At 42.0% G+C, this 14,067-nt stretch carries 11 protein-coding genes, 2 tRNA genes and 1 pseudogene; 3 read left to right on the top strand and 11 right to left on the bottom strand.

All coding sequences use genetic code 11. The annotated features are described in order from the left end of the window. Position 1 precedes the first annotated feature (1 nt). From GWK48_RS04675 to GWK48_RS04650, 7 genes are all read right to left on the bottom strand, one after another. Positions 2 to 904 carry an ABC transporter permease gene (locus GWK48_RS04675; protein ID WP_174630068.1) on the bottom strand — a complete coding sequence of 301 codons (903 nt, stop codon included), beginning with the start codon at positions 902 to 904 and terminating at the stop codon, positions 2 to 4. A 9-nt stretch (positions 905 to 913) separates the two neighbouring features. Beyond that, positions 914 to 1,969 carry an ABC transporter permease gene (locus GWK48_RS04670; RefSeq protein WP_174630067.1) on the bottom strand — a complete coding sequence of 352 codons (1,056 nt, stop codon included), beginning with the start codon at positions 1,967 to 1,969 and terminating at the stop codon, positions 914 to 916. 41 nt (positions 1,970 to 2,010) lie between these two features. Further along, a complete protein-coding gene (locus GWK48_RS04665; protein WP_246263930.1) occupies positions 2,011 to 4,641 on the bottom strand; it encodes an ABC transporter substrate-binding protein in 2,631 nt (876 codons plus the stop codon). A gap of 347 nt (positions 4,642 to 4,988) precedes the next feature. Beyond that, positions 4,989 to 5,080: transfer RNA gene (locus GWK48_RS04660), tRNA-Glu, on the bottom strand. Between the two features lie 282 nt (positions 5,081 to 5,362). Further along, positions 5,363 to 5,809: a zinc ribbon domain-containing protein gene (locus tag GWK48_RS11435; RefSeq protein ID WP_246263913.1), complete on the bottom strand. Its 447-nt coding sequence runs from the start codon at positions 5,807 to 5,809 to the stop codon at positions 5,363 to 5,365. A 140-nt stretch (positions 5,810 to 5,949) separates the two neighbouring features. After that, entirely contained in the window at positions 5,950 to 6,423 is a 474-nt protein-coding gene (locus tag GWK48_RS11430; protein ID WP_246263912.1) for a hypothetical protein, read from the bottom strand. Positions 6,424 to 6,832: 409 nt separating this feature from the next. Then, the gene (locus GWK48_RS04650; RefSeq protein ID WP_174630063.1) at positions 6,833 to 7,954 is read right to left on the bottom strand and encodes an MFS transporter; all 1,122 of its coding nucleotides are present in this window, start codon (positions 7,952 to 7,954) and stop codon (positions 6,833 to 6,835) included. Positions 7,955 to 8,036: 82 nt separating this feature from the next. Here GWK48_RS04650 and GWK48_RS11815 point away from each other — a divergent pair. After that, a pseudogene (locus GWK48_RS11815) lies at positions 8,037 to 8,123 on the top strand (putative integrase); the annotation flags it as partial. Positions 8,124 to 8,219: 96 nt separating this feature from the next. Continuing rightward, complete coding sequence (locus GWK48_RS11665; protein ID WP_281360000.1) at positions 8,220 to 8,351, top strand: hypothetical protein; 132 nt, start codon at positions 8,220 to 8,222, stop codon at positions 8,349 to 8,351. A 778-nt stretch (positions 8,352 to 9,129) separates the two neighbouring features. On the opposite strand, the gene GWK48_RS04640 is transcribed toward GWK48_RS11665, so the two are convergent. The 4 genes from GWK48_RS04640 to GWK48_RS04620 all read right to left on the bottom strand — a co-directional run bounded on the left by GWK48_RS04640 (position 9,130) and on the right by GWK48_RS04620 (position 13,108). After that, entirely contained in the window at positions 9,130 to 10,248 is a 1,119-nt protein-coding gene (locus tag GWK48_RS04640; RefSeq protein WP_174630061.1) for an MFS transporter, read from the bottom strand. Beyond that, positions 10,232 to 10,798 (bottom strand): SPASM domain-containing protein, encoded by a 567-nt coding sequence (locus tag GWK48_RS04635; RefSeq protein WP_246263911.1) that lies wholly within the window; start codon positions 10,796 to 10,798, stop codon positions 10,232 to 10,234. The genes GWK48_RS04640 and GWK48_RS04635 overlap by 17 nt, the downstream gene beginning before the upstream one ends. Before the next feature lie 484 nt (positions 10,799 to 11,282). Next, positions 11,283 to 11,358: transfer RNA gene (locus GWK48_RS04625), tRNA-Gly, on the bottom strand. Positions 11,359 to 11,788: 430 nt separating this feature from the next. Next, positions 11,789 to 13,108, bottom strand: a complete 1,320-nt coding sequence (locus GWK48_RS04620; protein WP_174630057.1) for an MFS transporter — start codon at positions 13,106 to 13,108, stop codon at positions 11,789 to 11,791. 248 nt (positions 13,109 to 13,356) lie between these two features. Here GWK48_RS04620 and alaXM point away from each other — a divergent pair, with 248 nt between their 5' ends. Then, positions 13,357 to 14,061 carry an alanyl-tRNA editing protein AlaXM gene (gene alaXM / locus GWK48_RS04615; RefSeq protein ID WP_174630055.1) on the top strand — a complete coding sequence of 235 codons (705 nt, stop codon included), beginning with the start codon at positions 13,357 to 13,359 and terminating at the stop codon, positions 14,059 to 14,061. The last annotated feature ends 6 nt before the right edge of the window (positions 14,062 to 14,067 follow it).

Raw genomic sequence — 14,067 nt, 5'->3', positions numbered from 1 at the left:
TCTAACTTCTCCTCCTAGGGTCTATCACGTCCCTGAGACCATCCCCCATCAGGTTAACAGAAAGGGCGAAAAGAGTTATCGCCGCACCCGGAAATATGACAGTCCAAGGGGCTGACTGTATGTAGTTTAGCCCCAGGCTTGTGAGGTAGCCTAGCTCTGGTATATTGGCATTGGGAATAAATCCAATAAATGCTAGGGTAGCGAATATGCCCACCACTGATCCTAGATCTAGAGATATCTGAACTAATATTGGAGGTAGTGTATTGGGTAATATATGCTTGAACATTATCCTAAGGTTGTTTGCACCAGAGGCCTTTGCAGCCTCTATGAACGTGCTCTCCTTAAGGCTTAACGTTAGGCTTCTGGAGTACCTTGCGTATATTGGCCACCATACTATAATAAGGGCAATAACCATGCTGGATAAGCTCCTTCCCAGGACGAATCCAGCAGCCAACGCTAGCACGAGATATGGAATACTGAAAAATATGTCGGTCACTCTCATTAGAATTTCGTCGAAATAACCCCCTACGTATGCTGCCAGAATCCCTATCACTGCTCCTATTACTGCGCCACTTATGACGATGATGAGGGAGAAACCTAGATCTACTCTAATGGCTTCCAAAATGGCCTGAAGGAGGTTCACCCCTGGGTATGTAGTGCCGAGAGGATATTGTGGAGATGGAGGTTGAGGGACTGGATTAACGAAGTTATATGTCAACACGTTTGGATTCCGTATTCCTAGAGCCTCCGGGTAAAACTGCATTAACAGGGCATCTGCGACATACATGAGGAATATCACTAACCCTGCTACTGCAGTCTTGTTGGAAAAGAATACCTTCAAAGACAACTTCAGGTTGTAGAATCTCTTTTCCTCTTCCTCTTCCATTTTCTCATAGCTTTGCATCTTCTCACCTCAATACCTTATTCTCGGATCCAACAAGGCGTAAATTATGTCGAGAACTAACGTGGTTACAACCAAGATAATTCCGAATATCAAAGTTGACGCCATAACACCACCTACGTCATTGTTGAGGAGGGCTTGTGTGGTCCAGTATCCTATTCCAGGAAAGTCGAATACTGTCTCTACAACCACCACTCCACCTAGGAGTCCGGCGACAGTGTAACCGAAGGAAGTCACTACAGGCAACATAGCGCTTTTCCGCGCGTGTAGGTTATTTACAATTCTCTCAGGCACACCCTTAGCTCTAGCCAGTTTGATATAATCCTGCTCCAAAGTCTCCAACATGCTTGCCCTCAGTATTCTAATTATTCCAGCCATCACTGCAAGGGCCAAAGTGAAAGCCGGCATAATTAGGTGAAGGAATGCGTTCCAAGCAACTTGGAAATCGCCATGGATGATTGCGTCTATCAAAAGCACGTGGGTGGGATATGAAATCCCGTTTGAATACCACGAGAGTCCCGAAACTAGCTGGGGGTTAACTTCCCCACTAAAGGGTAAGACCCCAGCGTATACGCCTAGTAACAGAATAAGGGCTATTGCAATTAAGTAAATGGGCATGGAATACAGGGTGAAGGAGAACACCCTTATGCCTTGATCTGCAGGAGAGTCCCTATTCACAGCTGAGAACACACCAAGCGGTATCCCAATCAACCATATTAGTAGGGCGGCGAACAGGGACAGGACTACCGTATTAGGTAGGAATAGCTCTATTGCTGTGGATACGGGACCGCTAAATATGGGGGTGTTGGTGTAACCGAAATTTCCGGTCAGGACTTGCCCCAGCCAATAAAAGTACTGAATGTAAACGGGTTGGTTGAGATGGAACTCTTGCGTTAACCTTTGTATTTCAAGTTCCCTCGCCTGACCGGTCAAACGAGGATTTAAATATTCAGATAAAATTAGATTATTTCCCTGTAAATGAATAAGAATGAATACCAGAAGAGTCAAACCAATCAGTGTGGGAATGAGTATTGCAAGCCTCCTTACAATATACACCCACAGTTTCATACTTTAACACCACAAAATATTTAATTAAAAAATAGAAAAACTTATCCCTTTACCCACCAGTAGTAAAGGCTATCTCCTGCTCCTCCTATCATTGGGTTCTCTTCGTACGAGATGTGTCCTTGGTACCCGGTCATGTAAGGCTTAATTACCCAGAAATAGTTGGGCTGTTGAGTGTATACGTACATGTAAAGGTTAATGGCTATTTGTTCAGCCTGCTTGTAGTCCATAGCAGCTAGCGTGGAGTTGGTCGTAGTATCTGCCACCTGTATATAGTTGTTGAGTTCCTGGTAGAGGTGGGCCTGGTTTACGTGACCTAGTGACTGGAGATATTGTACAGACCACCCGTCTGGCGCAGGATAAGTTCCTCCTTGCTCATACATGGCATTGACGAAATCTGATGGATACGGATAGTCGGCGATCCATCCTAGATAGTAAATGGGCATGGGGTTCTGTCCAGGTACCTCAAGCCCGATTATTGTGGAGAATGGAAGGTAAAGAGGCTGAGCTTGAATGTTAGGGTCAATCTGGCTTAGAGCTTGAGCCCACATCTGGGCCGCAGCGTAGTCAACTGTGTCTCCGGAGGAGACAATTATTGGGATGTTGATAGAGACGTTATACATACCAGACTTTATGAGGAGCTGTTTGGCGTAGGAGAGGTTGAAGGTTGGTACGTTCTGGAATTCACTGGGAGGAACGTAATATGGAAGGCCTGGGATAATAACTCCAGCGTAAGGAGACGCGAAATCGAAGCCGTACTTCTCATTACCCACTATGTTGGCAATGTAGTTGGAGTAATTGAATGCGTAAGTGAACGCTTCTCTGACGTAAAGGTTAGCGAAGTAGTTGGAGGGGATGTGATATTGAGTCCCTAGGGTCTTCAGAGAGGAATTGCTTACGTTTATGTTGAAAACGAAGAAGAATTCTGACAGTGTGGGGAACTGGTAAATACTGGCCTGATTTTGAGCCTCCAGCTGTTTTAGAGATGGGAAGTAGTTTGTCGGAAGATTTGTGACTATATCAGCTTTTCCGGAAGCGAAAAGTTCATAGGCAGTTTGAGGATCCTTCACCCAGTTGATGATCACAGTGTCGTTGGGTGCTGGAATCCCTGGGACTCCGTGGAAGTATGGATTTGGAACTAACACCACGTATTGGCCAGGAACGTAGGTCTTAATCATGTAAGGTCCGGATGTTACCGGATTATTCTGCACCTGTGTGTTATAATCTCCCTCATTTCCGTATTGTTCATATTGTAAGAATCCTTGAGGTGTGAATGTAATCCCAGCTCCGACTTGCTCAAGCCACTTAGCGTCAATTATTCCAGATCCAAGGGGATCTGCAACGGCAGTGAAGAATAGCTGAGGTGGAGTTGACTTGACCAGATGGAAGGTGACCGTGTTCGTTTGGTTGTTGTAAGTTACGGCATTCATTATCTCTTGGAATGTTTGGTTCATGTTAGTTGAGTTAACGATAGGTACACCTATCGTTGCACCAGGAATTAAGTACTGGGCTAGTATCCAATCTGGGGTTCCAGGCGCTCCTCCAACAAATAGGAGAGCCCTTATCACAGAGTACCATACGTCATAAGCCGTAAGGTTGTCCCCATTGGAGAAATGAAGGCCACTTCTTATGTGGAAAGTGTAGACTGTGTAATTGTCTTGTATACCCCCATTTTGCACAGTAGGTATTTCAGTTGCAGCAAAAGGTATGAAGGAGGTCGTACTGGAACCGTTATATATAATAAGGGTGGCAAATATGTTTGAAATTACTTCGAACCCTACGCTCTCGTAATCTATTTGAGGATCGAAGGAATATGGTCCTCCAGGCACGTTCTCTGCTACGGTTATTACGCCAGGGTTAGGAACCGTCCCATTAAATAGTTTTAGAGCGAAGGGAGATATTGAACTCTCAACTGCCACTGTTTGTGCTGTTGAGTACTGGTAAGTTGCACCAGAGGAGACGTTTTGGGTTACTATGGTTAGGGTCACGGTGTAAATCCCTGGTGTTGAAAATGTTGTATTGACTGGGTTAATGCTGGGGCCAAGAGTTGAAGAGTTAGCCTGTACAGTGAACGTATTCCCATTGCCGAAATTCCACACATATTTCTCTATGGTCATGTTTTGACCCGAAGGTGGTTGTAAGTATCCTCCGTAGAAGTACACAGGGACGTTTGCTTGTACCACGGGGGCAGTTGGGTTCTTTGCTGTGTCGAAGGAGATGACAGGGATTGAAAGAAGCTGAGCTTGAGTGGAGTTTAAGTTACCAGTTACCTGGATCTCTAGGAGGGAAGTACTTGTGTTCTGAACAGGTTTCCCGTTTATATATTCTACAGCGTAGACCAGGAAGGTACCAGGTAAGTTGTAGCTGTAACTGAACTCTACAGCGCTTGAAGTTGCGGTCTGATTGAGAGTTTGTCCGTTTCCAAGATACAGAACAACTTGGGAATTGGGGGTAACACCATATACAGTAAAAGTTACAGGACTTCCCTGCTCAGTAGCGAAGGATGTTGGTGCAACGGAAATCGCTTGGGCAGTTATTGCCTTATGCTGAGATGATGTAATGAAGTATATTCCAGCTATGGCTGCTATGATGATTATTACAGCAATTACAATTGCAGCTGTTTTTGAAAGAGCTCTTACTAGCTTATTCTTTTTCCTTATATACATATCAATCACTTTCAAGAAGTTTTAAACCTTTTTAAGGTTTACTTGCTTCGTATGTTTATACTTTCAAAGAAAATCCTTTGTATACTTATCAAATAAATAATAAAGAATTTTTCATATCAAGCAATAAAAAAAGAAACATAGTAGAGCCAGGGGAAATTTTGGCTAAATATCTCATCTATGATGCTAGGGGCTCGAGGTTACTATCCTAAAGGGCAAGATTTGTCGCTTTTTTGTGATAACAGGAGCTTCTTGATGCTGGGTAATTCACTGAGCGTCATAAGGTCGATAAAGAAATACAAGATTCTATAATATACTTGTGTAAGATAATAGAATTCTAGGCTAGTATGAAGGGAATATGGTGCCGCAGCCGGGATTTGAACCCGGGTCACGGGCTCGAAAGGCCCGCATACTGTCGGCGCAGAGCATGACCGGGCTATACTACTGCGGCACTGAAAATAATACTACATTTGTATATAAAACTTATCTACAGAAGAGTAGGTCGTAAACATTTAAAGTTACCCCGTAACAGCCTCGGATATCTAAAAATTAATAGCTAAAGGGTTTAAAGGTAAAACCGATATTGTTTCATGTTCTTTTTTCCTAAAATTTTGCTACGCATATTTCGTTCATTATCTTCTATTAAGCTCAGCTACGGAACTGACCCCTCCCACCCCTAAAGTGCGAGGGTTCTACTAAGGTCTTGAGCGTTACTCCCCTTTACGGGAGTTACTCAGTTAGAAGAGACGAGAAAGGAAAGAGGTCTTTTTAATACGTTAACGACTTCCTTTACCCCCAGTTTCATAATGTTGAGGGCACCGTTGAGGTCACTGTAGAGCCTGTGACCTAAAGGGCAGTTAACAACTCCCCTAAGACGTCTCCTCACTCCGACGTCGTGGAAATCACAGAGACGTGAAGTGTTATACTCAACAACGAGGAATACCTTTTTACCATACTCGTAGAGTTTGCCCCTGATTGCTTCAATTAACTTACGGTAAGACCAGATGTTTGTAGTGAAGTTGATACCCTTGTCCTGAGAGATGAAGTAAGGGTAACGGAGGTAGACTGTTGAGACCCCTAACCCCCACAGCGTCTTAGCGAGGTGAGAGGATAAAGTCCTGTAATAATGGAGGAGCCTGCGGCAGAGCATGGTGAAGACCCTTTCCCTTTCTCTTAGCACCTCTTCCCTAGCCTCAGTCTCTTGGACTTCCTCTGTCTAAGCCTTTAACTTGTCTAGTCCTGCTATCTTCTTTTAGAAGTAGAAGTACTCCCTCTTAACGAGGGAGCTACGGTAGAACAGCACGGTACCGTCGTCTATAGTTACTGAAGCCAACGTGTTAATGCCCAGTCTATTGGAGCTACCTTATCACCTCTCGGTGAAGCTAGCTGTACCTTATCCCTCTCGTCATGGACGATGGGAGAGTCCTTGATCGGTCTTTTGCTCTCCCTTGCGTTAACTCTACCTACGTTGACAGGGATGTGGGCGTAGAACCTGTTGCCGTGGATGTGTACCTCTAGCCTACCTTGAGTACCAGACCACTTAAGTCTTCCTGAGAAGGGTACCTCCATCTTCCAGTCCTTGAGGACTAGCACGTGCCTTTCCTCGTCGACTTCGTAGCGGTCTTGCCTAATGACAAGGGTTAACTTCCTCTTCCCCTTGTCTTTCCAGTACCCCGGTAGCAAGGTGTACTGGACGAAGAAAGGTAGGCTGTCTTTGTCCTTCAGTGACGAGAAAAAGGAAGACCACGCCTCATTGTTCTTCTGTAGTACTGCCTGTGAATTAACCCTAAGCACCTCCTTGTACTTCTCGTAGTACTTGTCCTAAGTCCCCTTGAAGTCTACTCTCTTGTCCTTGAAGAACTGTAGCCTCCTCTCGCAGTTGACCTCGTTGTATAGGCTCGCTTCTGTTGCGCTCCATTAGGGAAAAGTCTAACAGTGACAGTACGGACGCTCCCCTCCGGTATTGCGGGAGAAATCGGCCCCCGTTCCTCATTGTCTTTAAGTTGACCAGAAGGGAGCTCCATAGGAAAAGATGAGGAAAAGGAGTGTAAAAAACGTCCCCCCAAAGGACGAGGTTTGCCGTTATTTTTATCAGACGCCTCTTGGTCTTCTAGTTGCATATATTCATGTAAAACGCAGATTTAAACAAGCGATATTTTAAACGTTAATAATCTAGTTTTAACAGATATTATATAATATTTAATTAATTTTTTATTTTCAAAGAAATATAACCAATTGCTGAACCTATGACCAGGAGAGCTGAAAAAAGCCAAAGGACAAAGTAGTTAGAGTATCCCAAGATTATTGAAGCTAGCACAGGAGAGGAGATTCCACTACTCTGCCAAAACAAGTTGACGGTCCCGGCTACTGAGCCAGACTTATTTCCTCCCACCAAGGAGACAGCAGTTGAGTTGGCAGGAGTTATTACAAACCTGATAAACCCCATTAGGGAAGCTATGACAAATACTACTAAAGGCTCGTGTAAGAACGCTATTCCCACAATTAAGATACCATAAGCTAATTCAAAGACCATGAGTGTCCTTTTAACCCCAAGTCTGTTTATGAACCGACCCGAGATCAGGGTGGAAGGAATTCCGGTCAACGCTAGGAGGGAGTATGAAATACCAGCAAGATAAGGGTTATTGAAAATAAGCAAGAAATACTTGTATGAATACAGCGTTATTATCCAGTATGAAGAGAAAAATAGAAATCCTGAGAAGCTCAGGATAGTCACGTCTCTGTTAAACTTAATGATAAACCCGGATTTCCCTTTAAGGTTATTACTAGGGTAACTCACTGTCAGTGTTCCTATAGCCCCTACAATCCCCAAAGCTGCTAAGATATAGTATGGCCACCGCCACCCTAGGTTTATAGTCAAGTAGGGAATAGCTAATCCGGCTATCGTGATGGAAAGGGGCCACGCCAGGCTGTAGTAGCCCATGGCTATCGCGAGCTCCCTTCCCTTATAGGTCTCAGAGATGACTTTAAGTGTGGCTGGGTATATCCAACCGGCTGAAAGTCCCATAATCAGGCTAGCTATGTACTCTAGTTCAATGTTATTTGCCATACCAGATAGAAAGAGGGAGAGGGAGAGTGGAAGCAGAACTAAAGAAGTTATCAGCTTAGCTGACTTCATATCAGCAAGAATCCCAGCAGGTATTTGTACAATTACATAACCTAAGAAGAACAAAGTGAAAATTAAACTATCCTCCGCAACTGTAGGTCTTAGTGAGGAGTAGGGTGATGTTACGCTCCACGTTATCCTAGCCAGGTAACCCATGAAAAACGCTAGAGCCGAGAAAATTATGTTTCTACGTAATTTCATGGTGAAACAGAAGGAGATTTCTAAGTTAATAGTCTTCCACAAGAGTCCTTAATCAGTAGCAAAGAGTCTTACTGTATGCGGAAAGGTAAGGGAATCCTACGTTGAATCCTTTGTTAACGTGGTCGAGACTTACGTGAAATTAAGAAATAGAAGTGAGGGTGTAAGGTAGTTATTTTTATGTCAGGACATGCTATTCTAAGGTTCTATATTTACGCTCGATTTTCTGCATTTTTTATACAAGATAGACAATAAACTATACCAGCAAATGATTGATAAGATCAATAAGGTGAAGGAAAAGCTAGGAGACTTAGTAAAGCAAATGAAAAATGTGGACTTGTCAGAAATTATGAGAAAGTTTTCCGAAAAGAAGAAGGTTGACTACTTAATAGAGTACTAGGCACTCTTCTTTACAGGTTTAGGTTTTAAACCGTTGACTCCCGTAGAAAGCAACAGGCTAGACTACGGCCGCAGGCAGATATATTATATAATAATTTTTCTTATTTAGATAAGCGTATAGAAATGAAGTATCTAGTAATATCATTTCCACTCCGTTATTGCTTCAGCGAGTGAGTTCTCTTTTCTAGGTAGACAAGGGTACTTAATACTAAACTTTTCCCTTTCAACTTCTATTAAAGAACCAATAATATGCCCTATGGTTAACCCTATCGCACTGCCTAAAACTGTTTTAGCAAGTTCAGAGAGGATAGAAATAGCCTGTTGGGCCGGTTGTTGGTTTAGTTGCTGGACTTCATATGTACGTGACGTCAGTGGGACTAAATAATATCTTCGACTCCCAGATACTATAGCAAGGCACATATAAATTTGCTGGCTTCCTCTATGCCGACTAGTCTTATTACTTCTTCATCTATTCTGTTTGGTCTTCTTCAAAAATCCATACTCTCTAACCTATGTAAAAGGTTAGCTTCCTATACGTCCCCTATAAGCACTGATTATCCGGTTCCTTATAATTGAGTATCTAATGTAGTCAGAGTAGCTCCTGTAAACATGAATCAGGGTTCACTGACTACACACTGATACGTTTGAAGGCTAACGAGTTAACTGATAAGTTTCAAGAATAAGCGAAAAAATATTTTTACAAAAATTTTGTAAAATAGCTTTGATACAGAAATGGAGGAGAATAAACTAAGCGCATCTCCCTCAATTTTAAGGAAACGTTAGGAGCCTTTGTATAACGCAATTATGTACGCTAGCAACGAGAAGAGGATCAACAATACGTACGAGTAGAATAACAAGGTCGAACTAATCTGGTATAAGTAACCTGAAAATGCCAAGGTAATAGCTGTAGATGAACTTGATATGCCAGACAAAATCCCAAACTTTACTCCCCTTCCTCCAATTTTAGCCACTTCCCCAAAAAACGACACCTCCCAAGCTATTGCTGAAAACACCAAGAGGGTCATAGTCATAAAGCCAACATCTGTTGACCCCGTCACTGTGAGTAAGTAAAAAGAAATCCCCTCGAGAATATACGCTAATACCAAGATTTTCCGTGAAGCGATCCTCCCTATCAATGGAGGTACGACTGTATATAATAAGGTTTGGACTGAATAGAATATGCCTAATGTCGTTTTACCAAAGCCTAAGTGGTCAACGCTGTAGATTATCAGTATGTAACTGTCAGGTGAGGCTATAAGGGAAAACAGACCCAAGGAGATGGATAAAATCATTAATCTTTTTTGTTTAAGCTGCATGAGTGCCGAGATTATTCCGCGTTGGTCAATACTATTTCCTTTCACTTCAGAGACCTTTAACCTCAATGCCGCACTAACGACATTAATAAAAGAGGAGATAAGAAGGGACAAGCCATTACTGATCAGAAAAGAGCCTAGGAATGGTCCTATAATGCTTGGCGTTGAGGCTATAGATAAGAATAACCCATATGCCTGGGCTGGTCTCTTGGACTCAGCCAGTATTACTTTAGATGCTACCGAAATGAAAGGAGGGATTAAACCCAAATATAGGATTACACAAGCTAGTAAAAAATCCCTTAAATTGTAAGTTATTCCGAAGTACAAAATAAGGTTTAACAAGGAAGCTAAGGTGGTGAAGGAAAAGAGAACTAGCCTGGCGGAGTACTTGTCCACCAATATTCCTGAGACTGGAGACAAGATAATCCCCAGTATCGTTGCGATTGAGTATATGATTCCTTGCAGTGTCACGTCTACACCAATTTTCAGGAAGATTAATGGTAGATAGAAAATCCATAGAGAATTACCAAAGGTTGATAATGAAGTGGATATTGATAAGTAGAAGAAATTATCTTTTTTGATCAACCTTGTTCAACCTAGGGCATCCAGGTATAACTTCAAACAAATCTCTAGTTAACAGATACGTAATAAACCTTGACCCTCCCCTATATAATGTTGTTAGCTCACAAGTGGAGCGCTTTGCAGGATATTTAAACTCCCTAATCTTTCTTAATAAATCACTATTCTCCCAAATTTCTCTTAGTGTTGCTTTCTTTATATTACCTAGACTTAGCTCTAGAAAGAAAGAAGCCTCCTCTTCCACAAATACGTCCCCATTTGGCTCTACTATTAAACTATGCCCCCAAGTATTAGGAAAAGGTCTAAGTCCTTTCGCAATTTCATGATTAAAGTCAAATAAAATCTCTCCTTTGTATATATCACTTAATCTTTGTTTTATTCTTAACACCCTGTCTATGTCTTTTTCATCTGAAATATTTATAAGTTCATGATTAAAATATGCGTGATCCACTTTAAGTAATTGATGAATCTCCACAAACTCGAACCCTAGGTCTAATGCCTTTCTAACGATTTCCTCTACATAGTCTAAATGTGGTCTTATTATTAATTTCAGCAAGAATAAAATCACTTCTTTTTATATCTGTCCATACATGAGATGTTAGACTAATTCTAGCTATTTGTAAGCCACTTTCCCTAAGCTTTTTCGCTCTGACACTATCAATGGGAGTACCACTGGTTAATATATAAGGATAAAGTGGTTAATATATAAGGATAAAGATCCTGCTTAACAGCATAAGATAAGAGGTCTTCCAAATCCCTTCTGAGTAGTGGTTCTCCGCCTGTAAATCCAAAAAGATTGGGTTCGATATCTTTAACTTGTCTTATGGCATTATTCCATTCTTCGGTTTTAAGCTCATTTAAATATCTCTCACTTGTTTTGCGTATAAAAATATTATTATATATGTAAGGAATTTTAGTTACAGGGTTATGTCAATATAGACACGAGAAATTACATCTATACGTTAATTCTAAAAAAAGGTAGTATGGCTTATCGTAATTCATTTATGTTACCCTAGGGGGTGTGGGGATGTCCCCCACTATGCGACCGCCGGGATTTGAACCCGGGACCTCCTGCGTGGCAGGCAGGCGTCCTAATCCAGGCTAGACTACGGCCGCATGACTACCATAGACCTCATTTTTTAAAAGCCTTTCGGAGTTAACAACTATGTCTATTCAACGGTTTAGCCAATAGCACTTGGTCTATGGAACTTTCTGAGCCTCGAACCAAAACCATTTCCCTTTTTTATTTTATAGATAATTTAAATCTTGACTAAAAATTCTAGTATAAGCTTTCCAGTATAAGCTGATGAAACGTTCTTTATCTCTTAAAATTTTAGTCTCTCATATAGCCTAACATACTACATTTAGCTAAGGTGATGATAACAGTAGGGCAGATGAGTGAAGAGGGTCTTGAGTCCTGAATTCCCTTGTGCCACGGAGTGTCTGTTTCCATCTTGAAAAGTTAGTCCAAGCGAGAAGAATTAGCTTCGCTGCCTGGAGTCGTAAAAAGGAACCCACTTAGTTACCCATGCTTATCTATTACTGTTTATACATTTACGTCCCTTACTAGATCTAGATTCTTGGTCTCTTTCAGAGGTATAGTTGAGACTAGGGAAATTAGACCCCAGGCTCCTAGGAAAGTTGCAACTTCCCAAGATTTAATCAAGTATTCCGATGGGTTTCCAAGGAGGGCTATTAATAAAATTGGCATTAGACCACCCTCCAGGGCTGCAGCTAACTGTAGGCCGTAGCTGGATCCGGAATATCTAAATTTTACAGGGAAAATCTCAGGGTAAAACGCGGCCATGGAGGCGTATGGGGCATAGGCTGAAAAGCCTATAAGAAATTGACCTATAAGAAATTGAGCTAGTAACATCTCATTCAAGTTGCCTGAGAGGAACATGTACACGTAGGGTACTGACGTAATGGCAATTAGCAAGTTACCTAAGATCAGGGACTTCTTCCTTCCAACTCTGTCAGCTATCATTGCAAATAGTGGCATTGATACTATCCCTCCAATAGAATAAACGTAGATCAGTAAAGACCTCAGTGGTACAGCAGCCCCTAAAAGGGTTATTAACGATGGTATATGAGTCTCTTTCTGTACCTGGGTAAGGTAAAGGCTCGGCATAACAGTAGCAGGTATGTAGACACCTATGAACACTCCCCCCACAGCTAGTGTTAAGAGCAGTATCTCCTTCCAAAAGTTCTTGAACACCTCTACGGACGGAATCTTTGCTATTTCTCCCTTGGTCTTAATTTCGTTGAAAGGTAGGCTCTCAGTTGCTAGGTACCTAAGGAGCGCACCTAGAAGAGCCGCAATACCTCCGGCAATGAAGCCTACTCTCCACCCTATGGAAGAAAAGTTAGACGGAAAAATAAGAAGAACAGTTGCCGCTCCAATAAATCCCAAAGGAGACGCTATTTGGATGACGCTTGTAAACGTGGCTCTCCTTTTACTCAAGTGCTCGCTTACCCACGTGGAAACTCCTCCCCATTCCCCGCCGACTCCAAGCCCCTGTACGAATCTAATCGCAAATACCAGTAAAGGGGCAATAATCCCCAATACGGAGTAACCGGGGAGAACCCCAACAAAGATCATTGCTAGGCCTACTAAAATTAAGTCGAAGCTGAGAGCGTGCCTTCTTCCTATTCTGTCACCTAGGTGACCGAAAATTGCAGCTCCTAAAGGTCTTGCAAAGAACGCTATAGCATACGACGAAACCGAAGCCAGTAACGATATTAAGTACTCTTTCGAAGGAAAGAAAATCGACGGGAATGCCAAGAGTGCTGCATAAATAAACAAATAATAATCATACCACTCTATGGTAGTACCTATTAGTCCTAGGGCAATTACGCGCCTCATATACTGTGAAAAGTTAAAGTAATATATAAGTTATCAATGAGGAACTGTAATTTGAAAATATACCAGATCATGAATTCGTTTTAAGTAAATTATCTCCTCACTGATATTAAATTTAAAAATTCAATTGGAACTTCATGATAGAGCCAATAGGTGATGGTTAAACACAAGGGTCTCGTACCAAGGGTTTAGGAAATGATAGACATAGTTTTACATTTTTAAGTTGACAAATTATAATCTATGTTATGACTATGACCGATGAGATTTACGCTAAGGACGCCTATGTTAAGACCTTTAAGGGGAAGGTAACTTCGCTGGAAGGTAACGGTATAATTTTGGACAAGACGGCTTTTCATCCTAGGGGTGGAGGTCTCGAATCTGACACAGGCGAAATTATTTCTGAAGGGAATCATTATAGGGTTCTAGAAGTCAAGAGAGTTGACGGTAAAATTATCCACGTTCTGGACAGGATTGAAGGGTTAGCTATAAACGCTGAGGTAGAGGGGGTTATTGACTGGGAAAGAAGGTACAGGATGATGAGACTACACACGGCATCGCATATTATAGCCTCTATTGCCTATACAAAATACAACGCTTTGATCACAGGCGGAAACATAACTCCAGAGTATGCTAAGGACGATTTTGACCTGGAGAACAAGGATCTACTTCCAAAAATAGTTGAGGAGGCTAACCAGATAGCCAATAAGTCCATTCCAGTGAAGGTTTACTTCTTATCCAGGAGCGAGGCTATGAAAATTCCAGGAGTGGTAAAGCTAGCTGAGAAGATGCCACCCGATGTACAGGTCTGGAGGATAGTGGAGATAGAGGGAGTGGACTTACAAGCAGACGGAGGTCCTCACGTCGCAAACACAAAGGAAATTGGGACAATTGAAATAATTAAGGTAGAGAATAGGGGTAAAGGAAAGAAAAGGCTCTACTATACAGTAAAACCATGACTTAAT

The organism is Metallosphaera tengchongensis (assembly GCF_013343295.1).
Classification (GTDB): Archaea; Thermoproteota; Thermoprotei_A; order Sulfolobales; family Sulfolobaceae; genus Metallosphaera; species Metallosphaera tengchongensis.
This window is presented reverse-complemented; position numbering and strand designations above follow the sequence as displayed.

Coding starts and splice junctions, on each gene's coding strand:
- alaXM (WP_174630055.1), top strand. CDS start 13,357: ATGACCGATGAGATTTACGCTAAGGACGCCTATGTTAAGACCTTTAAG.
- GWK48_RS04620 (WP_174630057.1), bottom strand. CDS start 13,108: ATGAGGCGCGTAATTGCCCTAGGACTAATAGGTACTACCATAGAGTGG.
- GWK48_RS04675 (WP_174630068.1), bottom strand. CDS start 904: ATGCAAAGCTATGAGAAAATGGAAGAGGAAGAGGAAAAGAGATTCTAC.
- GWK48_RS04670 (WP_174630067.1), bottom strand. CDS start 1,969: ATGAAACTGTGGGTGTATATTGTAAGGAGGCTTGCAATACTCATTCCC.
- GWK48_RS04650 (WP_174630063.1), bottom strand. CDS start 7,954: ATGAAATTACGTAGAAACATAATTTTCTCGGCTCTAGCGTTTTTCATG.
- GWK48_RS11665 (WP_281360000.1), top strand. CDS start 8,220: ATGATTGATAAGATCAATAAGGTGAAGGAAAAGCTAGGAGACTTAGTA.